Below are 23,580 nucleotides of genomic sequence, written 5' to 3'. Positions count from 1 at the left end.
ACAGATGTTTAAAACAGAGTCTCACCTATTTCATGGTGAGGCTTTTTTGTGTGTGGAGGGGAGGTTTTACGGTACGTGTTTTTATAATCTGTTACGCGTTCGCCGGTAAAGTGCTCGTTTTCACCGGTAAACGTGGTCGCTCCACTGCTAAACTTCCGCTTTGCACGTGTAATCAAGCTGTGATGACCGTCAAACAGCTCAAGACCACCGCTAACTCCTTCGATACCATCTAAATCCAACAAAAAAAGAACCTACAACATGTAGATTCTCACTGTCACGCGCTATTTATGTAAAGGATCAACCGCTGCAACGGCATGTACGGGCAATGTGATCTGAAAGGAGGTGCCTTCCTTTTGTTTGCTGTCTACTAGAATCGTTCCTCCATGGTTTTGAATGATTTTAAAACAAACCATAAGTCCGAGGCCCGTACCGTTGCATTTTGTCGTGTAGAACGGCTCGCCGATTCTTTTCTGTTGCTCGTCAGTCATGCCGACTCCGTTATCTTTTACAGTCAGAACGACGTGGCCGTCAACAGGTTCAGCCGAGAGTGAGATCTTACCTCCGTCAGGCAGGGCTTCCATCGCGTTTTTGATCATATTGAAGATCACTTGTGTCAGCTGATTCTTCTCACCATAGACGAGCGGCATGTCTTTCTCTTTCTCAAATGAAATAATGACGTTGCGTAAATTCGCTTCAGGCTGCATAAGATCGATGACGTTCTGGATGCTTTCAACGATATTGAACCAACTGAAATAGACAGCATGAGGTTTCGCGAGGACCATTAGTTCACTCACGATAAAATTGATGCGATTGATCTCAGTCAGAATGATGTCTTTAAAGAATGTGTTCTTCTCCTGATCGGATTCGTTAATAAGCTGAACGAGTCCTGCGATGGAGGTGAGTGGATTGCGGATCTCATGAGCGATTCCCGCGGCTAAGTCGCCAATCAGCGAAACCTTTTCAGACTTCAATAAAATTTCCTCTGTTTTCTTTTTTTCCGTCACATCGTATTGGATCGAGATGTGCTGATAGGCGACGCCTACAGGATCTAAAAAAGGAACGATCGTCGTATCCACCCAATAGAGTGAGCCGTCTTTCGCTTTGTTGCAGATCTCACCGTTCCAAACACGACCGGATTTGATCTCTTGTTGAATATGGTTAATGAAGCTATCTGAATGAACGCCTGAAAAGAAAATCTTGCCGTGATCTTGTCCAATCAACTCTTCCCGGGTATATTGCGTTAATTCGCAAAAATGGTCGTTCACTTGAATGATGCGATCGTCTTGGTCTGTAACGGAGAAGATCGTTCCTTCAAAGAGGGCAGTTCGAATGTTATTCAATTCCAGGATTGAGATATCTAAATCTCGATTTGTGTGTTGAAGTGCTTTTTTCGTGTTATGCATGAACGTCGTATAATGTGTAACGATTGAACGAGCGGCTGTATCAATCAACAAGTTCAGACGGTTTGCCGCAAAGATGGCGCGATCAGCTTTTGAGCCATGAGTTTCAAACTCTTTTTCTAAAATCCCTGAGACGATAACGCGGGATTCGAAGATAAAATGAAGTGCGTAATCGAGCGGGATCTCCATATCAGTTGAGCGCTGACCAAATGCGTCAGCCCACTTCTTAATCTTTTCTTCAGCGGTTTGAACATTTTCTGATAGACCTTCACCTAAGTATTGAAAAAGAATGTCCATCCAGTGAGAGACTTTGGTTTTGTAGATCGAAAAGTCAGTCTCTAAATTCTTGATCGGATTTAGTTTGTCTACAAGTTGTTTGCTGTTTTCTTTTATCTTACTTCCTATCTCCCTACAACTTTCCATGGGGCTTGCCTCCTGTAACAGTTTCCGATTTATCTGATGAAACCTTCGACATTTCGACAAACATCCCTTCTATTGGAAGAAAAGGAATGATAAAACTTTTTTTGAGTAATTCTTTAGTGAGTATTGTGGGAGTTGATTTCCGTTCCAGGATACTCGCTTTCCGGGGGAGTGCGGTGAGCCACCTCGGCACTCTGTGCCCTTAGGTGTCTCACCTGTCCGCTTCAAGGAAGTATCTTGTTCCTGCGTCTACCAGTTATGCTACCGTAGTAAGCTTCCTCGTCACATGCCTTGCGAGAAGTTTCTCAAGCGGTTGGCACGCACCTTGCACTACAATCAACTTTTCAATGATGTTTAAAAGCAACAATAATTAAAGAAGAAATAAAAAATTATGAAAGTACAAAAAAAAGACACTCGATCTAATGATCAAGTGTCGCTGCAGCTTATTACATCGCTTCTAAGATACTCTCCATATAGGTTTCGGTGAACACCTGAAAGCATAGATCGAGCATCTGATTTATCTCTTGAATGATAAATATCACTTCTTTTACGCTTGTTTCTTCTTGTTCTGCTAGACGTTCAATCACTCGAAGAATCTCACTGCGAATAAATAGCGTTGATTGCATCGCAACATCCAATGATTGACCGTATTCGAGCGCATAGCGAGCGGTTTGGATCGCCCAAACTTTTAATCCATCCTCTCTTGCGGACGGTGACAGCACGAGTGAGCTGCCGATGAGCTGGACTAATTTCATAATGTAATCGGTCGACGACTGACGATCAAACAGCTGTTTATCTTTTATTGGGTATTTCTTAAACCGTAGTGTGAGTATCTGCTCAGCCAACGCAGGTGCCTCATCTATGAGTGCTTTGGCTAACGTGTGTTGAATCTGATTCAAGATGGTAACCTCCTAATTTAAAAGATATATGTATTGAAATGTTAAAACGTTAAAGCTTTATCTTTAGTATTACTTAATCTAATAGACTTGTCACGAACAATCGAGCTATTATAGACCAAATTTACAAAAGGGCAGCTATAATCAGCTGCCCTCTGTTTCTGGTTGTTTTTCTTTTATAAAGAAGGAGGTCACAAGACCGATCAAAGATAATACGGATACGACGATAAACGCCATGTTCGCGCCATACATATCAGGGTGTGTGATTTCAGGACGCGCTCCCGCCGTTTCAGCGGTAGTTGTCATGACCGTTACTAAAATGGCAGTACCTACTGATGCTGCGATCATTTTCATGGTATTATCCATTGCCGCTCCGTGCGGGATCAATCGCTTCGGAAGTCGGTTGAGTCCAGCAGTTGCCACAGGCATCATAACCATCGCAAGGCCAAACATCCGCACGCCGTACATGACGGTTAAAAAGGTGAAAGATGTAGCGGGACTTAAAGTGGCGAACGCAAAGGATGATCCTGTTATAATTGTCAATCCGATGATCGCCAGCCAGCGCGCGCCAAATTTATCGAACAGCCTACCCGTAATCGGTGACAAAAGCCCAGTGATGAGAGCACCTGGTAAGAGTGCAAGACCTGCTTCAAACGCCGTAAAGTCTCTCATGTTCTGCATGAATAGCGGTATGATCGTCTCCGCTCCGATCAGACCTAAGAATGTGATCATTCCGATGATGATCGTAAGCGGGAAGATGGAGTTTGCGAACACTCTGAACTCGAGCATCGGATGTGCTAAACGCAGTTGTCGTGTGATGAATAAAACAAGAGCAACAACACCGATCACGAGCCAAATCAGCGTGCTTGGTGCAGTCCAGCCGAGATTTCCTGCACACGTGAATCCGTATAGCAACCCTCCAAAACCGAACGATGACAGAATGATCGATGTTACATCTACTTTTGTTTTTGATGTTTCCGTAACATTTTTTAACGCAAAAAAGGCCACGATAATATCAATGATGGCGATCGGCAGGATGATGAAGAAAAGAATACGCCATGAATAGTGAGATGTTACCCAGCCTGAAAGAGCAGGTCCGATAGCAGGTGCGAATGAGATCACGAGCCCGACTAACCCCATTGCTGATCCGCGTTTGTTCACGGGGAAGATCATCAAAAATACGGTCTGCATAAGAGGCAGCATAACCCCAGCTCCACTGGATTGGATGACTCTGCCGAGTAAGAGTGTCTCAAAGTTTGGCGCCAGTCCTGCAACGAGCGTTCCTGCAGCGAACACACTCATCGCAGAAATAAACAGCTGACGTGTTGTGAATCGTTCGAGCAAAAACGCACTGACCGGAATCATGATCCCGTTTACGAGCATGAATACGGTTGTCAGCCATTGAGCGCTGTTCGCCGTGATGTTCATCTCTTTCATGATCGGCGGTATCGCGGTGATCATGAGTGTTTGGTTTAATATCGCAATAAACGTTCCAGCGAGCAGTAATGCCACGATCGTCGATTGTTTAACATTTTGTGCAGTTTCCATAGCCGTTCAATCCCATCTAACATTTTATGATGTGTACAGCTTACAGGATTTTCAACGGAAATGACATTAAGATGCTTTTAAAAAATGAGCATCTCTTCACTCCCAACATACACTAATCAAAAAGCGGGTGAGGGTATGGGTGAGGAACAGTTAGCTGAGTTGGATGAAGTCTTGCTGCTCGTTGATATCATCACGATTCTTTTAGTAGAAGAACGCCCTATTTTAGGTCTCGTTTTTATTGGACTTCTGAAGGTGGTCGCAAAAGACCGGATGATCAGAATCGCATTTATTCTGTTGATCATCGTATTGAATGTGAGCCGAAGATAAAAAACACTCATTTATACCTGGGTAGTAGGATGGCTGTTTTAGACGGGATAATACAGGATTAAACAATTCATACTATTCAAATGATTTCGTCTTTATTCTACAATAAGGAACAAAAGGAGTGGTTTCGTGAAGATATCATTTGGAAGAAGTATTGGAATGACGTGCGCTTTGTTGCTCGGAGTCGTTATTTTTGAAAATGGTGAAACAGCAGAAGCTAAGAATGGGACAAGCTGTTTTGATTCGAACGTAGTGTTAACAGCAGAAGAACAAAGAATTGAGGATGGCAAACCGATTCCGCAACAGCTATTGAAGGAAAGTGAATTTAACTCATACGTGGATCATTTTAAAAAAGATCTATGTTCAGCAAGAACTCCAGAGAAAGCTGAAAAAGTGATACAGAAGCATGGAACAGCACTATGGAAAACAGCCGTTGACCGCGCTCAAGGAAAGAGACCAGATCTAGGTGAGCTTGATTCCTACGATGACCGGCCGCTTTACTGGGCAAGATTACATATGACGAGTGCTCTTAGACAATGGGATCCTGCATTTAACGTGACGAAAGAACAACGCGGGAAGTTAATGAAATCATTAGAATATACATCGAGAGGCATTACGACGATCGACTATCCAAAAAGCAAGAAAGTGAAGCGGATCCTTGTTAGTGGATTCGATCCGTATCGCCTTGAACAAGAATTTAGAAGAACCAATCCTTCAGGTGCAAGCGGTCTGCAGCTCGACGGACGTTGGGTGTGGACAGGTGATGGGCTAGCCGTCATACAAGCGGCGAATTTCCCTGTTCGATGGGATGACTTTGAAGAAGGAATCGTTGAGAATACGTTCGGTCCATTTTTAAAGCAAGGCTCGAAACAAGTGGACTTAATCATGACGATCAGTCAAGGCGGTCCGCGTAAGATGGCGATTGAAGGATATGCCGGACGCTATCATACGGGAGCTGACAACAAGCTCGAAGAACGAGCAGAAGTCACACCGCCTGTAGCTCATTGGCCGATGCCAAAGCCGCTTCCGGAGTTTATTGGTACCACCCTTCCATATGAAGAGATGATTGCGGCTGAAACGGGACCGTGGCCGGTTTTCCGAAATGATAAAGTATGTGAATGGCTTCCGCCAAACTTTGAAGACCCAGCAGTTTGTAATGAAGATGGACCAGCACCGGGCTCTAAAGCAAAAGAGGGTGGAGGCGGAAGCTATCTGTCTAACGAGAGCATGTACCGCTCGAATCGCGTTCGCTTAGGTCTTGGTGCGACCGACATTCCAGGCGGACATCTGCATATAGCGGCACAAGAATTTTACCCAGAAGACAAATCCGTATACATCACAGAGGAGTTCAAGGAGTTTCGCCGAAATACAGTGAACCAAACAGTTGATCTCGTGGAAGCCGCAGCTCGAGCGGTAAAATAGATTGAGGAAAAATGTCTCTCATGCTTATGAGGGGCATTTTTTTGTGTTTTGCTTTACTAATTTCTGAGTGATTGATGCAGCATTAAGCCGTCAGCTTACATCAGAAAATTTTTCTGCATAGGAAATTTTTTACAAAAAAAGTGATCTAATTGGATAACTTTTAGCGTATATATTATATTACTATTTTTCTGGACTGGCTTAAGCGAAGAGGTGTTGCAACATGAATATCGTTCAAGTTCTAAATCAACTAGGTGACCGATTCCTTAAGATGAGGGTGTACGACTTATCGGCACAGATGGCCTATTATTTTTTAATGTCGGTCTTTCCATTTTTGCTCGTCATTTATTCATTGCTGACATATTTACCACTAAGAGAAGAAAATATTCTAGAGCTAGTCCAGCCATATGCGCCAGAGAGCACATATGCATTAATCGAAAAAACATTATCGTATACCGTTATGAGACAGGAAGGAAACCTCTTGTCGTTTAGTTTGATCGTCACATTGTGGCTTTCATCGATGGGCTTTCAGAGTATGAAGCGTATCATGAACGATGCATATGAAGTAAGAAATGAAGAGAACATGCTAAAGCAAATTCTCGAAAGCTTACTGTTAACAGTCGGATTTATGATCGCCGTACTTTTTTCTGTTTTTGTTCCACTTTTTGAAAAGATATTGCGTGTGTATCTAGAGGGTATCTTTTCGAACATGGCGTTCCAAAAGCTATGGATCATTGTGCAGTGGGGGATCGGAACCGTATTTCTGCTGCTGTTTTTTATCGTCCTGTACTCATTTGCGCCGAGCATCAAGCTTGGGTTTCGTAAAGTACTCCCAGGGGCATTTTTTGCGACGATCGGCTGGCAGCTCGTTTCGATGGGCTTCGCTACGTACGTGAGTGGAAGCAACTATTCCGCGCTGTACGGGCAAGTTGCAGGTCTCGTCGTATTGATGTTATGGTTCTATCTGTCTGCGATGATTATTATCCTTGGTGGGTTGCTGAATACGGTGGTGCACCCAACGTAAAGTGAATAGATGTAAGTTTTGGAGGCTGATTCCAAGAAGGGATTAGTCTTTTTTGTGGGTGGAATGAATGTGTGAAATTGTTTGGGGTCTGACCCCGGGTCAGACCCCAGACAATTCAGACAGTTTACTCATTCAGATGGGAATTTTACGGTACGCGTTTTTATATTTGTTACATGTTCGCCGCTAATGTGCTTAGTTCCACCGGTAAAAGCAACGTATTCACCGGTAACGTTACTGCGAGCACCGATGATCGCTCTCTTTTCACCGATAAAACGCTCGCCACCACCGCTAGGAACAAATTTCGTACCTAAATAGTCATCCTCACACCTAAAAAAGCTCTCTAAAAAAGAAAAAAAGAATCTACAAAAGCAGATTCTCTCCTCATTTAACAATCTCACCTTACAAAACACCATACTTTTCATCACGAACGTCGGTAATAAACATATGACCGGGAGCGTGGGTGATCATGATCTCAGGTTTTACATGCATCGCGACGGCTTGAGGTGTTACCCCACAGGCCCAAAACACAGGAACTTCACCGTCATGAATCTGTACAGGGTCACCGAAATCTGGCTGATATAGATCAGAGACACCAATAGCTTCTGGATTACCGATATGAACCGGAGCTCCGTGAACAGAAGGGAAGCGGCTTGTTACCTGAACCGCTCGAACGACATCTTTTTCTGGAACTGGACGCATACTCACGACCATCGGACCTTCGAAACGTCCAGCTTTCACGCATTCTATGTTTGTTTTAAACATGGGAACGTTGCAGCCGCGCTCGATGTGTCGAACAGGAATCCCATTATTCATCAGCGCATGCTCGAACGTAAAGCTGCATCCCAGCAGGAAGCCGACCATGTCTTCATTCCATAGCGAAGTAATATCGGTACACTCTTCAACGAGTTCGCCGTGACGATAGACGTTATACTTCGGTATATCCACCCTTAGGTCAGCGTTCGGTGCAACTAAGGCTAGAACAGCGGAACCTGGTTCTGTTACATCAAGCACTGGACAAGGCTTCGGATTTCGTTGACAGAACAGGAGGAACTCAAACGCCAGATCTTTCGGCAACACCACAAGATTTCCTTGCGTAAAGCCGTTTGCGAGTCCGCTTGTCGGCTTTCTCCACTCACCGCGGCGTATCAGTTCACGAGCTTCAACTGGAGTTAAACGGTCTAGTGCGTTCATAACAAGCTCCCCTTTATATAGTAGTATTTATGCGAAAAGTTTCGGAACTTCTGTGTACATCGTGTAAACACTCATTGCGGCCATCATCAGAACGATCACGATGCCAAAGACCGTCATCCACATCGGATGTTTGTAGTCTCCGACAATCTTAGGCTTGTATGCCGCAATCAGCATCACACCAAGTGAGATTGGTAAAATGAGTCCGTTTAAAGCACCTACTAGAATTAGGATCGCAACTGGTTTTCCAACGAGCGCGAAGACAATGGTCGAAATGGCGATAAATCCGATGATGATCCATTTGTGGTATTTTTCAAGTGTTGCATTCAACGTACGGATAAATGAAACGGACGTATACGCTGCACCAACAACAGACGTGATGGCAGCGGCCCACATAACGACACCGAACATTTTGTAACCAATGTTTCCGGCAGCTAACTGGAATACAGAAGCAGGAGGGTTTTTAGGATCAAGTGCAAGTCCTTGAGACACGACTCCAAGTGCCGCTAAAAATAGGAAAATACGCATGATAGACGCGATTCCGATTGCCGAGATCGAACCTTTTGTTACTTCACCTAGGCTTTCTTTCCCTTTAATACCTGCATCAAGCAATCTGTGTGCTCCGGCAAACGTAATATATCCACCAACTGTTCCACCGACTAGCGTAACGATTGCTAAAATATCAATCGTGTCAGGTGCGAAGGTTTTAACAACCGCCTCTCCAACAGGAGGCTGTGCTGTGAACATCACATATACAGTCAATGCGATCATGACGAAACCGGCAACTTGTGTGAAGCGGTCCATCGCTTTTCCAGCTTCACGTACAACGAATACTAAGATGGCAACGATACCGCTGAGTACAGCTCCCATTGTAGGAGACACACCGAACAATACGTTTAAACCAAGACCAGCACCAGCTATATTTCCGATGTTAAACGCAAGTCCTCCAATAACAATCAATACAGCTAGGAATACACCTAAGCCCGGAAGTACGGCGTTCGCGATATCTTGTGCTCGTTTTTCAGATACAGCGATAATTCGCCATACATTCATCTGCGCACCGATATCAATAATGATGGATGTTAAAATGACAAAACCAAAACTTGCAGCAAGAATGGACGTGAAGTGTGTCGTCTGTGTTAAAAACCCTGGCCCAATCGCTGATGTTGCCATCAAGAACGCGGCTCCTAGCAGAATACTTGCTTTTGACTCTTTCTTCATAACTTACCTCCTAAATTACTTCGTTTCTTGTCGTATTTTAAGTGCGATTCCTTGTTTTAACTGATGCAATTTCTTTTCTCGATCTAAGTAGAGTTGTTGGGCCACTTCGTGTGAAACTTCGACGAATTGTACTTTGTCTCCAGGCTTCAGCTGCGCCATGATTGAAAGATCAACCGTGGCAATCTGTCCGATCTTTGGGTATCCTCCGGTAGTTTGGCGGTCAGCGAGCAGTACGATCGGATTGCCTTCTGATGGAACTTGAATCGTTCCAAAGCTCACAGCTTCAGAAAGCATCTCTTGTTTCTCTTCGAGAGCAAGCTCAGGTCCTTTTAAACGGTAACCCATCCGGTCTGACTGTGATGTAACTTCGAAGTGTTCGGTAAAAAGCTTCATCTGACTTTCTATTGTGAACCAGTCGTATTGTCTCCCTTTTATGACTCGAACTAGCGGTTTAGAAGCAGAAGACGCGATAAAATCAGAAGAGATCGTCCACTGCATCTCCACGAATTTATTCTCTCCGAACTGTGCCGCTAAAACTTTTGCTATTTTTTCGGAAAGTTCACTCGGCTTGCCCAAAGAAAGCTCATCATCATTCTGCAGAGCTTTTCCGTTATGTCCTCCGATTCCTGCTCGTAAGTATGTAGATTTGCTGTTCATCACTTCTGGAACATCAAAACCGCCCGCAACAGCGAGATATGCACGACATCCCGTTTTACAGCCGCCGAATTTCAGCTTGCTGCCAGCCGACACCAACACTGAGCGCCATAACTTCACGGGTTTCCCGTCAATAGAAGGAGAAAGATTGCCGCCGCAGATCGAAATCAGCGTGTCTTCTCTAAACTCCATATCAGGTCCGAGCAACGTGAGTTCTAATGTTGCTTCATTCTCAGCATTTCCAACTAAAGAATTTGCTATCCGATGAGCGGTCGTGTCCATGACACCACTCGTGATCACGCCATATTTTTGAAATCCGTAACGGCCTAGATCTTGAACACTCGTTAGGAGGCCAGGCTTTGTAATCTTAATCATTTCGCGTCCTCCTCTATTTTTTGAAACTCTTCTTCTGAGATCGGAACAAACTTGATCTGATCACCGGCTTGAAGCAGGGAAGGCGTATCACCATCAGGAGTAAATAGCTTTTGGGGTGTTTTGCCGATCAGCTGCCATCCGCCAGGTGTTTCAATCGGATACACGCCTGTCTGTTTGCCCGCGATTCCAACAGAACCGGCTGGAATCTTCAGTCTCGGATTACTTCTTCTCGGTGCTGCAATTCTTTCACTCATGCCACCAATATACGGAAATCCAGGGGCGAACCCAATCATATAAACGGTGTATTCACCATTTGAATGGATATCAATCACTTCGTCAACCGTTAGTCCGTTATGATTCGCGACTTCCTCTAAATCAGGACCAAACTCACCGCCGTAACAGACGGGAATCTCTACCACACGAGGTTCAGCGTCACCGTCAACCTCTAATTTTTCTAAAAGCGGTTCCAAAAATGCGCATACTTCATCATAAGGAAGTGTCTTCGTCTTGATCTTCAAAGGATCATAAAAAACAGCCACAGTCGTAAAACCAGGAACTGTTTCAATTACCCAATCAAACCTATTCTCTTCAAAGAATGAGGAGACTTTTTTGACTTTTTGCTGGATCTCATGGCTCATATCTTGTCCGAGTTCAATGATCATGCTGTTATCGCCAAGTGGCTCAATGGTATATTTCATCATCAGATCTCCTGTCTTTTTATGTAAAATTAATCAGAATATTTGTATATTTATAAAGGTCTAGTATATCGGAATATGTAACAAAATCAAACCTACATTCTTAGATTCCCGATAGTAATAATTTCTAGTCCGATTTTTTTATCCTATCAGGTGGTTTATCTTTAAACAAACGTTTAGAATGGGAGGGACTATACCCATGTGGGGAGATGTGAAAAGCGTGTATAATGAACCTATTTTTCTAAAACCTGTATTTAAGGACCGAATCTGGGGCGGTACGAAGCTTCGTGAAGAGTTCGGTTATGAGATTCCGACCGAAACAACTGGAGAGTGCTGGGGAATTTCCGCCCATGCGCACGGGCCGAGTGAGGTATTGAACGGACCATTAAAAGGAGAATCACTGAATTCAGTATGGGATAAGCATCGAGAACTATTTGCTGACCAAGAAGGTGAAGACTTTCCGTTGCTTGTAAAAATCTTGGACGCAAAGACTGATCTGTCCGTTCAAGTCCACCCTGATGATTCGTATGCACGCGAAGTGGAAGGCGAGGCGTTCGGTAAAACAGAATGCTGGTACGTGATCGACTGTGAGCCTGGAGCAGAGCTTGTTTATGGACATCATGCGGGTTCCAAGCTTCAGTTTGAAGAGATGGTAAACGAGAACCGCTGGGACGAGCTGCTTCGTAAAGTGGCGATCAAGCCAGGTGACTTCGTCTATGTACCGAACGGAACGATCCACGCGATCGGCGCAGGCACGATGATTCTTGAAACACAGCAAAGCTCAGATGTTACGTATCGTGTGTACGATTACGACCGTCGTGATGATGAGGGGAACTTACGTGAACTTCACATTGAAAAATCGATCGAAGTCGCGATGATTCCACATGAAGACGCTGATTTCGAACCGGTGTTGTCTGGAAACGATGATTTAAGAATCAAAAAACTGGTGAAGGAGAGCTACTTTACCGTTTATCATTGGAATCTGGCTGGAGCTGTTGCTGAGGTCGAAAATCCATCTTATTTGCTCGTAAGCGTCCTAGATGGTGAAGGTGAACTGCAGGTAGAAGGTGGAACGACATCTACGTTTAGTAAAGGTGACCATTTTATCGTCCCTTCAACAATAAAAAGCTTCGGAATGAACGGAGATGCACGGTTCATCGTGTCACATCCGAGTATATAGAGAAGATGAAGCAACCGGAATGTTGGAATTCCGGTTGTTTTTTTGTTGTAGCGGGAGCTTTTGAGCGAAACGGAGGATGATTGGAGTGAAAAGCAGTGCTGTTGGAGCGAAAACAGCTTTGGAGTGAGCAAAACGCATCATGTATGGGGTGAAACCCTGCAATGTTTGAGCGAACGTGTAACAAATAAAATAACACGTACCGTAAAACAGTAATAAAAAAACATTACATACGTAATAAATCTTCAAGATGGTAAATTTTATGTTTTCCAGATTGGGAGGTTGGAAGTTCAATCGAATTTAGCAGGTGTTTGACGATATGACGTGAGGGGATTTGAAAAAAATCACAGCATTCATAATTTGTAATAGAGGGTTTCAACAAAAAAGCATATTCTCTTAAAGCTTCAATGTGGGCAAGTTTGTCATAATGCCCGCATTTTAGACAAAACCACTTTCTCCTCGATCTAATCATAGGCAGTTTAAGGCATTCTGTACAAGCCACTCCTTTTAACAAGTCGCTTTCAGTGATTGAAAATTGTTGAAAATAGTTATGATTCGGTTCGCTATGATGCTTAAGTAAAAGGCGAGATAATTTTTTAATATCTTTTTTAGAAATCACGTTTTTCGTTCGGGTGTTCTGATATCCATGAAACTTTGCAAGTACATTAGCACTATGAGTAACCATATTCGAAATATCTTTATGCTGGGGAATGCTTTTAACACGAGTGTTGGGGTTACTTACGACGACGAGTGATTCGATGGGAATATAGGGGAATTTCAGTTGTTTGAGCCATTCTCTCAATAAATGAGTTTGTCGATAAACTTGTGAGATTGGATCTGGAAAAACTTCCTCTTTGTCTTTGTAAATTCGTATGAGTTGGTAAAATTCTTGGTCAAAGATTAATGTGCCAGACATGTTTTTCACTTCGAGTATGAGAAAAAAAGTTGGTGTTAAAATGAGGATGTCGATTTGAAAGTAACTTGCCCCCAAAGGAAGGCGAAGATCATGGAAAATGTAAGTTTCGTCTTTTGGAAGTAACTCCATGTGATAGTCTAGGGATTTTTCACCATTATAACCGGTCACACTTTTAATTAATTCAACTTCGATTTCATTCCGAACAGGATGGTGGAGTGGAAATCTCTTCATAATCAACTTTAGTTTTCTAATTTTAATAGACTCTGAAGCTTCTTTTATTATCATTGCATCTCTCCTTTATCGTTTTAAGCATTATTTCTACTTTTTTAGACAAAATCCTCCACGTTCAAAAAATATTCTGTGCGTTTAGATAAGAAAAATACGAGTCTGGGTGAAACAGTGAGCTTTCTGAGCGGAACTAGTTACCGTTGGAGCGAAAACGATGCTTCGATGAGCGAAAAGAAACAGAATTGGAGTGAAACGAAGTCAGATTTGAGCGGACGTGTAACAAATAAAATAACACGTACCGTAATTCACTTATGAACTATCAAATTTCATGCATGCACAATAAAAATTTTTTTGTTTTCAATTCAACAAATATGTTATTTTAATAGTATCAAGAAAATTATTACCAAAATTATAATGAATATGACTATTATTTTCATAAAATATGAAATGGCAGGTAAATCATATGTTAAAACAAATAAGAAGAGGTCTAGTCGTATCATGCCAAGCACTAGAAAATGAACCGTTGCATAGCTCTTTTATCATGTCTAAACTCGCTCTTGCGGCAAAAGAAGGCGGAGCGTCTGGTATCCGTGCGAACTCCAAAGAAGACATACTAGCAATCAAACAGGAAGTGGATCTGCCTGTTATCGGAATTGTGAAAAGAGATTATGATGATAGCAAAATTTATATCACTGCAACAAAAAAAGAAGTAGATGAATTAATTGAGAGCGGCTGTGAAATGATTGCAATAGATGCAACACTCAGAGAAAGACCAAAAGCGCTCACTCTAGAAGAACTCGTTTTATACACTCGTGAAAAGAACCCAGGCGTGCAGCTCATGGCTGACATCTCTTCCGTTGAAGAAGCCAAGAACGCTGAGAAACTAGGTTTTGACTGCATTTCTACTACTCTTTACGGCTACACAGAGGAATCTAAAGAGAGCAAACTGTATGAAAATGATTTTCAATTTTTAAAACAGGTGCTAAAAGAAGTATCGATCCCAGTGATTGCAGAAGGGAACATTATGACACCTGAAATGGTGAGAGAAGTAATTGGAATCGGTGCTTATTCTGTTGTTGTTGGAGGCGCAATCACGCGTCCACAGCAGATTACAGAACGTTTTGTTGCTCAAATACCAAAGTAAAAAGGATGTATATGAATGGCTTCATTATTAAAAGAAATACAAAGTATTTTCTTCACTCTATCTGAAAAGGAAAAGAAAATAGCGAATTTTATTTTGAGTAATCCTGAAAAAGCTTCACGAAGTCATATACAAGAACTTGCTGACATCACAGGTGTTTCGATCAGTTCAATCACCCGTTTCGCAAAAAAGGTCTCTTGTCGAAATTTTGTTGAAATGAAGGTAAAGCTTGCTGGAGTAAAAGAGTCTAAAGAAGGAGAAGGGATCGAACAAAAACTATCCTCTTCTTATCGAGATATGCTGACAGATGTCCAGGATCTTGGAGACAGCGATCAACTTCAGAAAGTCTTAACTTACATTACAAGTGCAAAACGAATATTTATATATGGACTTGGGAGTTCTGGATTAGCCGCGCAAGAATTAAACTACCGTTTAAGCAGAATGGGCTTTGTTTGTGAAGCCATTACTGATCCACACTTAATGGTTATTCGTAGCACACTTTTGCAAAAAGACGATGTGATCCTAGCCTTCTCTCGTTCAGGACAAACTGTTGATCTTCTTCAGTCCATTTCCAGAGGGAAAGAAAAAGGAGCTGTTGTGATATCTTTTACAGCTTTCGGGGAAACGCCACTCACCAAACTTTCTGATGTTATTTTGTGGACGGTTCATCCGCTTCGAAATCATCACCTTCTAACAGGATTAGATTTAAGCACACTGTATTTAATTGATAGGATAAGTCTGTATTTTTTATCGGATAGCAAACGTGAAGAAAAATATTTGGAAACTGTAGAAGCAATCAAATCACGGGAAATATAGATTACTCCCCACCCTTTATTGGAGGCAGTGTAATGGTTAGAAAAAGAATTACCTTAAAGAATGCAACGATCTACGGCGAGAACCAAACCATCCATAGAGGCTCAATCACCACACAAAACGGAAAAATAATAGATTTAAGTAAGGACTTTTTTCCAGATGATGATCAAACAGAGGTTATCGAACTTCCTGAAACGTATCACATCGTTCCTGGAATGATCGATGTTCATATTCACGGAGCTGCTGGTGCAGATACAATGGACGCTACCTTTGATGCGCTACAAACCATTGCGAGCGTTCTGCCTCAAGAAGGTACGACTAGCTTTCTTGCAACAACGATGACGCAAGAGCAGAGCAAAATTGAAAAAGCGCTTGAAAACGCAGGGTTATTTATTGAAGCTGGGCAATTGGAAGGAACAGCTGAAACGCTCGGCATTCATCTTGAAGGACCATTTATTTCTGAAAAAAGAGCGGGTGCACAGCCAGTCGGCGCGATCATTAAACCAAATTTAAAACTTTTTAAACAGTGGCAAGAATTAGCTTCAGGGCACATTAAGCTCGTTACAATTGCGCCTGAAATTGAAGGTAGTCTTGAAGTCATCTCATATCTGCAAGAGCAAAATATCGTTGCGTCGATCGGACATTCTGACGCGACGTATGAAGAAGTGGTTACCGGAATGAAGGCGGGCACTTCTCATGTGACTCACCTTTATAACGGAATGCGCGGACTTCACCACCGTGAGCCTGGAGTTGTGGGAGCGGCACTCTTACACGACGAACTGACGACAGAACTAATCGCTGATGGAATCCACGTTCGGCCGGAACTCATCTCGTTAACTTACAAACAAAAAGGAAATGAGAGAGTCGTGTTAGTGACGGATGCGATGCGGGCAAAGTGTCTCGGTGATGGGCAGTACGATCTTGGCGGCCAGGAGGTAACCGTTCAACATGAGACGGCGACACTAAAAGATGGAACACTTGCTGGCAGCATCATCAAGATGAACACAGCGGTGAAGAACATGATGCAATTTACCGGCTGTTCAATTTCTGACATCATTCAAATGACGTCTGTTAACCCTGCAAAGGAACTGAACGTTTTTGACTGTAAAGGGAGTCTCGCGCCAGGAAAAGATGCCGACATTGTTGTTCTAGACGAAGACTTAGAAGTGGTGATGACTTTTTGTAAAGGCGATCTCGCTTACAGAAGGGGTGTTGAAGCATGAAAATCTTAGAAGCAAAGAACTATCATGAAATGAGCTCTATTGCAGCGAGTATGATTATAGAAAAAGTTCGATTTAAGCCAGATGCCAATCTAGGGCTTGCTACAGGTGGCACACCAATAGGTCTTTACCAGGAATTGATTCGAGATTACAGGTCGAACGGAACATCTTATGAGAAAGTGTGCACCTACAATTTGGATGAGTATGTTGGAATTGATTCCGAAGACACTAATAGTTACCGCTATTTTATGGAGGAAAATCTATTTGCTTATATTAATGTTCCTGAATCCCATATTCATATCCCTGATGGAACAGCAGAGGATTTAGAAGCTGAATGCAACCGTTATGATCTTGAGCTGAGCCGAGAAAAAGGCATTGATATTCAAATTCTAGGTATAGGAAGCAACGGTCATATTGGATTTAACGAACCTGGAACCTCTTTTTCATCGCACACTCATATCATTGAGCTTGCTGAAATAACACGCAAAGCAAATGCTCGGTTTTTTCAACGTTTGGAAGATGTGCCAACACATGCTATTACAATGGGGATTGCATCCATTTTAAAGGCTAAGCAGATTATACTTCTGGTCTCGGGCCTTGATAAAGCTGAAGTGATGAAGCAATTGTTAACTACAGATGAAGTCAATGAACAGTTGCCAGCATCTGCGTTAAAAAATCATCATAACGTAACGATTCTTGCAGACGAAGAGGCACTTTCGCTAATAAAAAAAGAAGATTTAAAACATAAGTAAAAAGACCCTTTTTTAACAGGGTCTTTTTTCGTGTTTCCAACCTGAAACCCCTTGTCCGTCCTAATGAGATAAGAAAATGAAAATAAATTTCATAAATTTAATAATAGTGAAAATAATTTAGAAAAACATTATAATAATTTGAAAGCGTTACCAAAACAATAAAAGGAGACTGATTATGAAGAAAAAATTTAAAGTCTTAACGGGTTCCCTTCTAGCTACAAGTCTTGTTTTTTCAGCTTTTGACCTGTCAGGTTCAGTAAAAGCGCAAGAAAATGTACCTTACAATGTCTTGTCCGTTAAAGATGAGTCTGGTGATCAGATGGCGATCAACGGCAAAAATCAGTTGGCCAATGATAACAAACTGATCTTATTTAACGATGAATTTAGTTATTACACGGAAACACAAAAAGGAAGTATGGAAGTAGTCTTAGAAAAAACGGGTGTAAATACATACCGTGTGGTAAAAGACACAGATGGTGACAGCGCAATTCCTGAGGATGGGCTCGTTTTATCAACTGGAGATATTTCATCAACTGAAATTAGAAGCTTTTTAACACAGTTGGAAGCGGGAGAGTCCGTGACATTGTATGAGCCAACTGAAAAACGTGAGCAAAAACAGTCTAATGCAGTAGATCCAACAAGAGAATCAAACCCAGATGGAGCTGTGTTTGATGGATTCCGCGGACCTGATCAACTGATTGTCTACAAACCGGCGTTCGGTGAGTCTACAAAGACCAATCAGTATGGTTATGAAATTACAGTAGAGAATGGATTTGTTACAAAGCTTGGGGGCGGTAATTCTAAGATTCCAAAAAATGGTTTTGTCGTAAGTGGACATGGAGTTAATTCCAGTTGGATCTCTTCTAACTCCATCATTGGCGCGAAAGTTAAGGTGAGTGAAAATGTTGTAGAAATCGTACAAGACGTTGAGAGTTTTCAATATCAAAGTCAGCAAGCGATTGATCAAGCAAGATCGTCTATTGAAAAAGCAAAGTCAGAGTATTTAGATGTCGCTTTTGAAGAAGCGAAAGCTGCGATTCAAAAAGCGGAGTCACTTTTAGCTGAAGCGGAAGCGATCAAAACAAGCGATCCTATAAGATCATTAGATAAAACAAGACAAGCAACCCAATCCGCTTATGACGCGTACTATTATTCACTGGCTTCTCATGAAGCGGAGCAACGTGCAATCTGGTATCGTCCAGAGGAAACTACATTGGCAGGAGTTAATCAAGTCCTTGATCGTATGGAGAAAGCGGGTTTTAATTCTGTTTATCTAGAAACAACATTTTGGGGTTATACCATCTATCCGAGTGATGTCATGAAGAAATATGGTCTCCCATCACAGCATCCACGCTTTGCGAATGGTGATTATGGCAAGTACGGAAAAGATCTTCTTGCAGCTTATGTAAAAGAAGGGAAAAAGCGAGGGATGACAATCCAAGCGTGGACAGATGGATTCATGATCGGAGAAAGTAGCATAGGTGTTCCGTCCCAATTCGCAAAATATCCAGAGTGGGCAGCGATCCAGCGCAACAATATAACAGGAACGTTCCAGCCAGATACAGCGAGCAAATATTACTGGCTTGATATCGCACAGCCTGACGTTCAGGATTTTATGTTAGATATTTATAAAGAGATGCAAGCCGATTATGACATCAAGGGTCTTAACATTGATTATATGCGTTACCCGCATCATAAGTTTGAACAAAGCTACGGTTTCAGCGAGCGGACGAAACGGCTTTATCAAGAAAAAACAGGAATCGATCCGTACACGCTTTCACCAACAACAACACCTGCTGAATGGGAAGAATGGCTCCAATGGCTCCGTGATCGTGAGAACGAATTTGTTGACAAGCTTCACGTTCAAACAAAAGGGCTGAATAAAAAGTTTATGCTGACAGCTACACCTGAACCAGGTCCAGAAGCGGTGCAGATCAGCGACTGGAAAGAGGATATTGATGGCGTCATACCACAAGCATATGGACATGACTTCAACAGCATTCAAAAAACAGTAACAGAGAGCAAAAAACTTATGCCAAAAGGAACGATGTACTACACAGGAATTTACTCTTTCTATCACCATTTAAGTGAAATGGCTAGCGTAAATGATGTTATATCTGCAAAATACGGAACATCGGGTGTAAACATGTTTGCTTTTGGCCAAGCAAGTGCCCCATCTGTAGATGCACTTGGAAAAGGACCTTGGCGTGAGAAAGCAATAAATCCTGGTGAAGAACCGATATTGGCATCCCGAACAGTGCTAAAAGATATCGAAAAACAAATAATGAAAATCTATATTCCTCAAGGTGCAGTAAATAAAAAAGAAGGTCTTTCTCTTAAACTAGCGATTAAGAAACTTAATAAAGTAGTAGAAAAAGATATCAAGAACAGTTCTGTCGTGTTTGATTCTACTGTGGCTAAAGTAGAAAAGGCAGTTGCGGACGAAAAACTTGCTCCAGTGGTTGGAGAGAGAATGAAAGCTGATCTTCTTGATGCGAAAATGTGGGTGAATTACGCTTTAAAGCATCAAAAGTAATTTCACTTTACTTAATAATTGGATTTTTATTAAAAAAACATAAAACGCTGGCTCAAAAGGTACATCTAATGACCTATTGTTGTCAGCTTTTTTATTTTAGTTTGGTACGGAGTGAAATGATGATCCTACGGAGGGAAACTTAACCATGTTGGAGTGAAACATATGTATTTTTGAGCGAAACCCAAACTAGTTGGAGTGAAACCACCTATAAATTGAGCGAACGTGTAACAAATATAAAATCACGTACCGTAAAATGTTTACGTTCACGGTCCATTCATACGTCTAGTCAGTAAGGAAAGAAATTAATTTTCAGCAATTAATATAAAATGAAAATTATTTTTAAAATGGATTGAAATCTCTTAATCTTACTTTTATAATTGAGTTATCAAGAAAACGCTTACCAAAATGTTTCTGAGGGGGAAATGAAAAGTGAAGAAACGTACAAAAACATTGGTCTCTGGTTCACTAGCAGCAGCATTGTCACTAAGTTTGATCGCGTGCAGCAACGGAGAGGATGATAAGGCGAAAGGGTCTGCTAAAGATGGAGAGCTTTCCGGAGAAGTTACACTTTGGACAGCGTCATTAGCAGGTGAGCCATTTGACACCTACTTCAAAAATATCGAAAAAGACTTCGAAAAGCTTCATCCGAAACTTGATGTTGTGATTGAAGACGTTCCTCAAAATGAGATGGAGCAAAAAGTGTTAACATCGCTTACAGGTGACGATGTTCCTGATGTTGTTAACTTAAATCCTCATTATATGTCTAATATTGCTGCTCAAGGCGGACTATTAGACCTTACAGATGCGGTGAGCGACGAGACGAAGGACTCTTTTGTAGAAGGACCATACGAGTCGGGAATGTATGACGATAAGCTATATGCTTTGCCATGGTACTTAACAACAACTGTTTCTTGGTATAACAACGACGCTTTCTCGAAAGCAGGCGTTTCAGAGCTTCCTACCGATACAAAGGGACTTTATGAAGCTGCGAAAAAAGTAAAAGACGCAACGGGTAAACCATCATACTTCCCGGTTATCAATGACGGAAACACGATCATGGAAAAAATGGTTTCAATCGCGAACGGAACTCCTATCGTTGAAGATGGTAAAGCAAAGTTTGCAGATAACAAAGATCTATTAGAATTCTTTGAGGCAACTCAGAAGATGTATAAAGAAGGAATCATTCCGCAAGAAGCAGCGGAAGGCTCGATTAAAACAGGTCAAGAGCTTTACATGGCAGGAAACGTTTCTATGCTTGAAGGCGGCGTAACTTTCCTAGGACCGATCGAGTCAGGAGCTCCTGACGTGTACAAAGCTTCTAAAGCAGGACAGCCGTTGAACGCAGATGATGCACCAGTGAACGTAGCGGTTATGAACTTTGCGGTTCCAGCAAAAACAAAGAACGAAGATGCTGCCGTAGCTCTTGCAGAGTATGTATCAAATGCTGAAAACCAATTAGAATTTGCTAAAACAGCAGGTACCGTTCTTCCAGCTACAAAGAAATCTTTAGAAGATGACTACTTCAAGAATCCAGGAGATTCTCCAAAAGCATTTGGTATGTTAGAAGCTTCTAAGTCTTTAAGCCGCGCTGAAGTACTTATTCCTCCAACGGAAAACAGTGCTGACCTGCGTACAGCAACAAAGAACATCTTCATCCAAAACTTACAAGGTAAATTAACTCCGAAAGAAGCGTTAAAAGAACTTGCTTCTGAGTGGAACAAAGCATTTGAAAAATCAGATGAAAAAGTAACATTCTAATGTAGTAGATGAAGAGACTAGCTTTTAAAAAAAGCCTAGTCTCTACTTTTTAAAAGGGGGGTTCTAACATGAACAGAGAACCTGTTGTTTTGCCAAATGTAAAAACAAAAATTACAACTACAAAAAAGAAGAAAAAGTTTAGCATGAAGTTCCTTACGCCATGGCTGTTTTTACTGCCAGCTATCGTGATTCTAGCTACGTTTTTAGTGTATCCGATTCTAGAAGCGTTCAAGTGGAGTTTTCTGGATTATAAAATCATTGCGGGTACTGGAGAATATGTTGGTCTAGATAACTTTAAAGAGATGTTTGCAGATAAGTATTTCTGGGTTGCATTAGTCAACACGCTGACGTTCCTCGTGATCGTCTTGCCATTAAACGTCTTTTTACCAATGATTTTAGCAGTCCTTGTAAACCAAAGAATAAGAGGAGCTGGCACGTTCCGCGTACTCTACTATCTACCGGTTATCACACCAATGGTAGTAGCTGCGCTCATGTGGAAGATGCTTTATTCACAAAGCGGAATTATCTCTGAGTTTTTAGTAAAACTAGGCGTGTTCGATGGTCCTACCAATCTACTGGTTCAATCATCAACCGCACTAACAGCCGTAGCAGCCATCACCGTTTGGAAAGGACTTGGCTATTATATGATCATTTATTTAGCTGGTCTGCAATCGATTCCAAAGGACGTATATGAGTCTGCAAGTATTGATGGAGCATCTGTTTGGAAGCAGTTTACGAAGATTACAATTCCTATGCTAACGCCGTCTATTACACTCGTATCGGTTATGACGATCATTGCCGGAATGAAAGTCTTTGAAGAGATCGCATTAACAACAGGCGGTGGTCCATCAGGTGCGACAACGACGCTTGTTATGTACATCTATAACAAATTTATGAGTCTTGACGTAAGCATCGCTTCTGCTGCAGGTATCGTGTTACTCGTACTTGCGATAGCCGCATCACTCTTACAGATGAAGTTAACAAGTAAACGCGAAGACGATCTGCGTGTTTAATAGATTGGGGGGAAATCCATGAAATCAAAACAAAACAGTAAGATATGGCTCTATGTCGTAATGTTATTAATCACCGTATTAACGGTCGGACCGTTTCTGATCACATTATTTATGGCAATGAAATCTGGAAGTGAAGGAATCTACACAAGTCTTCTTCCAAAAGACCCAACACTCTCAAACTTCGTAACGGCCTTTGAAAAAGCGAACTTTGGACTTTACTTTATGAATACAGCGATTATTACTGCAATCGCGATCCCTCTAAACTTATTGTTCTGCAGCCTAGCGGCATATCCACTCGCACGAATGGACTTTAGAGGTCGAAGTGTTGTTCTTGCGCTCATCATCTCAACGATGATGGTTCCGTTTCAGCTATACATGGCTCCACTTTTTCAGCTAGCAGGAGAACTTGGACTAAGAAACACACATATCGGTCTTGTTGTGATGCAGGTTTCAACAGCGTTCGGAATCTTTTTAATGCGCCAAGCTTATCTGCGTATACCAAAAGAACTGGAAGAATCGGCTTACTTAGACGGTGCAAACCGCTTTAAAGTCTGGTATCTCGTCGTATTGCCACTTGTGAAGCCAACACTTGTAACTCTAGCGATCTTCACATTCATGGGTACGTGGGGCGATTACTTATGGCCGTTGCTTAACTCAACAGAAAGCAGTATGTACACATTATCCATTGGTCTTGCACAGCTTTCACAGAACTTTGACGGATCCAACTTAAAATTAATCTCAGCAGCATCCATCTTAACGACAATTCCTACTTTATTAATCTTTATTTGGCTGCAAAAGTACTTTATTTCAGGTGCAACAGACGGAGCGGTAAAAGGATAAATCGTCACACACAATATTTTTA

General features: G+C 42.0%; 22 protein-coding genes. 12 read left to right on the top strand and 10 right to left on the bottom strand.

From position 1 onward, the window contains the following. Positions 1–8: 8 nt before the first annotated feature. The 4 genes from H9648_RS04195 to H9648_RS04180 all read right to left on the bottom strand — a co-directional run bounded on the left by H9648_RS04195 (position 9) and on the right by H9648_RS04180 (position 4,264). The gene (locus H9648_RS04195) at positions 9–242 is read right to left on the bottom strand and encodes a hypothetical protein (protein WP_191752629.1); all 234 of its coding nucleotides are present in this window, start codon (positions 240–242) and stop codon (positions 9–11) included. Between the two features lie 39 nt (positions 243–281). After that, positions 282–1,823, bottom strand: coding sequence for a PAS domain-containing sensor histidine kinase (locus tag H9648_RS04190; RefSeq protein WP_191752628.1), 1,542 nt, complete (start codon positions 1,821–1,823; stop codon positions 282–284). A gap of 443 nt (positions 1,824–2,266) precedes the next feature. After that, entirely contained in the window at positions 2,267–2,719 is a 453-nt protein-coding gene (locus H9648_RS04185) for a hypothetical protein (protein WP_191752627.1), read from the bottom strand. Positions 2,720–2,860: 141 nt separating this feature from the next. Then, positions 2,861–4,264: a DHA2 family efflux MFS transporter permease subunit gene (locus H9648_RS04180; RefSeq protein WP_191752626.1), complete on the bottom strand. Its 1,404-nt coding sequence runs from the start codon at positions 4,262–4,264 to the stop codon at positions 2,861–2,863. A 135-nt stretch (positions 4,265–4,399) separates the two neighbouring features. Here H9648_RS04180 and H9648_RS04175 point away from each other — a divergent pair, with 135 nt between their 5' ends. The 3 genes from H9648_RS04175 to H9648_RS04165 all read left to right on the top strand — a co-directional run bounded on the left by H9648_RS04175 (position 4,400) and on the right by H9648_RS04165 (position 7,031). Then, entirely contained in the window at positions 4,400–4,591 is a 192-nt protein-coding gene (locus H9648_RS04175) for a hypothetical protein (protein WP_191752625.1), read from the top strand. A gap of 126 nt (positions 4,592–4,717) precedes the next feature. Next, on the top strand, positions 4,718–6,010 hold the full coding sequence (locus H9648_RS04170) for a hypothetical protein (protein WP_191752624.1): 1,293 nt from the start codon (positions 4,718–4,720) through the stop codon (positions 6,008–6,010). 220 nt (positions 6,011–6,230) lie between these two features. Continuing rightward, positions 6,231–7,031 (top strand): YihY/virulence factor BrkB family protein, encoded by an 801-nt coding sequence (locus tag H9648_RS04165; protein ID WP_191752623.1) that lies wholly within the window; start codon positions 6,231–6,233, stop codon positions 7,029–7,031. Positions 7,032–7,159: 128 nt separating this feature from the next. Here the strand turns inward: H9648_RS04165 and H9648_RS04160 are convergent, their stop codons facing one another. Genes H9648_RS04160 through pxpB form a run of 5 tightly spaced genes read right to left on the bottom strand, consistent with a single transcriptional unit; the run spans position 7,160 to position 11,167 of the window. Beyond that, a complete protein-coding gene (locus H9648_RS04160; protein WP_191752622.1) occupies positions 7,160–7,429 on the bottom strand; it encodes a hypothetical protein in 270 nt (89 codons plus the stop codon). Between the two features lies 1 nt (position 7,430). Continuing rightward, the gene (locus H9648_RS04155; RefSeq protein WP_191752621.1) at positions 7,431–8,222 is read right to left on the bottom strand and encodes a putative hydro-lyase; all 792 of its coding nucleotides are present in this window, start codon (positions 8,220–8,222) and stop codon (positions 7,431–7,433) included. 27 nt (positions 8,223–8,249) lie between these two features. Beyond that, entirely contained in the window at positions 8,250–9,440 is a 1,191-nt protein-coding gene (locus tag H9648_RS04150; protein WP_191752620.1) for an NRAMP family divalent metal transporter, read from the bottom strand. A 15-nt stretch (positions 9,441–9,455) separates the two neighbouring features. Then, on the bottom strand, positions 9,456–10,469 hold the full coding sequence (locus H9648_RS04145) for a 5-oxoprolinase subunit C family protein (protein ID WP_191752619.1): 1,014 nt from the start codon (positions 10,467–10,469) through the stop codon (positions 9,456–9,458). Next, positions 10,466–11,167 carry a 5-oxoprolinase subunit PxpB gene (gene pxpB, locus H9648_RS04140; protein WP_318243481.1) on the bottom strand — a complete coding sequence of 234 codons (702 nt, stop codon included), beginning with the start codon at positions 11,165–11,167 and terminating at the stop codon, positions 10,466–10,468. Before pxpB ends, H9648_RS04145 begins: the two co-directional genes overlap by 4 nt. A 217-nt stretch (positions 11,168–11,384) precedes the next feature. Here pxpB and manA point away from each other — a divergent pair, with 217 nt between their 5' ends. Further along, complete coding sequence (manA, locus tag H9648_RS04135; RefSeq protein WP_191752683.1) at positions 11,385–12,344, top strand: mannose-6-phosphate isomerase, class I; 960 nt, start codon at positions 11,385–11,387, stop codon at positions 12,342–12,344. 223 nt (positions 12,345–12,567) lie between these two features. Here manA and H9648_RS04130 read toward each other — a convergent pair whose 3' ends face one another. Next, positions 12,568–13,542: a nuclease-related domain-containing protein gene (locus tag H9648_RS04130; RefSeq protein WP_191752618.1), complete on the bottom strand. Its 975-nt coding sequence runs from the start codon at positions 13,540–13,542 to the stop codon at positions 12,568–12,570. Between the two features lie 406 nt (positions 13,543–13,948). On the opposite strand from H9648_RS04130, the gene H9648_RS04125 reads away from it, so the two are divergent. The 8 genes from H9648_RS04125 (at position 13,949) to H9648_RS04090 (ending at position 23,558) form a co-directional block, all read left to right on the top strand. Next, positions 13,949–14,629: an N-acetylmannosamine-6-phosphate 2-epimerase gene (locus H9648_RS04125; protein WP_191752617.1), complete on the top strand. Its 681-nt coding sequence runs from the start codon at positions 13,949–13,951 to the stop codon at positions 14,627–14,629. A 15-nt stretch (positions 14,630–14,644) separates the two neighbouring features. After that, positions 14,645–15,442, top strand: a complete 798-nt coding sequence (locus tag H9648_RS04120; protein ID WP_191752616.1) for a MurR/RpiR family transcriptional regulator — start codon at positions 14,645–14,647, stop codon at positions 15,440–15,442. A gap of 32 nt (positions 15,443–15,474) precedes the next feature. Next, complete coding sequence (gene nagA / locus H9648_RS04115; RefSeq protein ID WP_191752615.1) at positions 15,475–16,662, top strand: N-acetylglucosamine-6-phosphate deacetylase; 1,188 nt, start codon at positions 15,475–15,477, stop codon at positions 16,660–16,662. Continuing rightward, a complete protein-coding gene (gene nagB / locus H9648_RS04110) occupies positions 16,659–17,411 on the top strand; it encodes a glucosamine-6-phosphate deaminase (RefSeq protein ID WP_191752614.1) in 753 nt (250 codons plus the stop codon). Before nagA ends, nagB begins: the two co-directional genes overlap by 4 nt. A 175-nt stretch (positions 17,412–17,586) precedes the next feature. Beyond that, positions 17,587–19,947 (top strand): glycoside hydrolase family 10-like protein, encoded by a 2,361-nt coding sequence (locus H9648_RS04105; protein ID WP_191752613.1) that lies wholly within the window; start codon positions 17,587–17,589, stop codon positions 19,945–19,947. A gap of 429 nt (positions 19,948–20,376) precedes the next feature. Beyond that, positions 20,377–21,705 (top strand): ABC transporter substrate-binding protein, encoded by a 1,329-nt coding sequence (locus H9648_RS04100; protein ID WP_191752612.1) that lies wholly within the window; start codon positions 20,377–20,379, stop codon positions 21,703–21,705. A 68-nt stretch (positions 21,706–21,773) separates the two neighbouring features. Beyond that, a complete protein-coding gene (locus H9648_RS04095) occupies positions 21,774–22,718 on the top strand; it encodes a carbohydrate ABC transporter permease (RefSeq protein ID WP_191752611.1) in 945 nt (314 codons plus the stop codon). 18 nt (positions 22,719–22,736) lie between these two features. Further along, entirely contained in the window at positions 22,737–23,558 is an 822-nt protein-coding gene (locus tag H9648_RS04090) for a carbohydrate ABC transporter permease (RefSeq protein WP_191752610.1), read from the top strand. Positions 23,559–23,580: the final 22 nt, after the last annotated feature.

Source organism: Fictibacillus norfolkensis, assembly GCF_014836645.1.
Lineage (GTDB): Bacteria > Bacillota > Bacilli > Bacillales > Fictibacillaceae > Fictibacillus > Fictibacillus norfolkensis.
This window is presented reverse-complemented; position numbering and strand designations above follow the sequence as displayed.

Bases quoted from the DNA above. Each gene is read 5' to 3' on its own strand.
- nagB (WP_191752614.1), top strand. From the start codon at position 16,659: ATGAAAATCTTAGAAGCAAAGAACTATCATGAAATGAGCTCTATTGCA.
- H9648_RS04125 (WP_191752617.1), top strand. From the start codon at position 13,949: ATGTTAAAACAAATAAGAAGAGGTCTAGTCGTATCATGCCAAGCACTA.
- H9648_RS04120 (WP_191752616.1), top strand. From the start codon at position 14,645: ATGGCTTCATTATTAAAAGAAATACAAAGTATTTTCTTCACTCTATCT.
- H9648_RS04155 (WP_191752621.1), bottom strand. From the start codon at position 8,222: ATGAACGCACTAGACCGTTTAACTCCAGTTGAAGCTCGTGAACTGATA.
- H9648_RS04175 (WP_191752625.1), top strand. From the start codon at position 4,400: ATGGGTGAGGAACAGTTAGCTGAGTTGGATGAAGTCTTGCTGCTCGTT.
- H9648_RS04190 (WP_191752628.1), bottom strand. From the start codon at position 1,823: ATGGAAAGTTGTAGGGAGATAGGAAGTAAGATAAAAGAAAACAGCAAA.
- H9648_RS04090 (WP_191752610.1), top strand. From the start codon at position 22,737: ATGAAATCAAAACAAAACAGTAAGATATGGCTCTATGTCGTAATGTTA.
- H9648_RS04105 (WP_191752613.1), top strand. From the start codon at position 17,587: ATGAAGAAAAAATTTAAAGTCTTAACGGGTTCCCTTCTAGCTACAAGT.
- H9648_RS04095 (WP_191752611.1), top strand. From the start codon at position 21,774: ATGAACAGAGAACCTGTTGTTTTGCCAAATGTAAAAACAAAAATTACA.
- H9648_RS04165 (WP_191752623.1), top strand. From the start codon at position 6,231: ATGAATATCGTTCAAGTTCTAAATCAACTAGGTGACCGATTCCTTAAG.
- H9648_RS04180 (WP_191752626.1), bottom strand. From the start codon at position 4,264: ATGGAAACTGCACAAAATGTTAAACAATCGACGATCGTGGCATTACTG.
- H9648_RS04145 (WP_191752619.1), bottom strand. From the start codon at position 10,469: ATGATTAAGATTACAAAGCCTGGCCTCCTAACGAGTGTTCAAGATCTA.
- H9648_RS04150 (WP_191752620.1), bottom strand. From the start codon at position 9,440: ATGAAGAAAGAGTCAAAAGCAAGTATTCTGCTAGGAGCCGCGTTCTTG.
- H9648_RS04130 (WP_191752618.1), bottom strand. From the start codon at position 13,542: ATGATAATAAAAGAAGCTTCAGAGTCTATTAAAATTAGAAAACTAAAG.
- pxpB (WP_318243481.1), bottom strand. From the start codon at position 11,167: ATGAAATATACCATTGAGCCACTTGGCGATAACAGCATGATCATTGAA.
- nagA (WP_191752615.1), top strand. From the start codon at position 15,475: ATGGTTAGAAAAAGAATTACCTTAAAGAATGCAACGATCTACGGCGAG.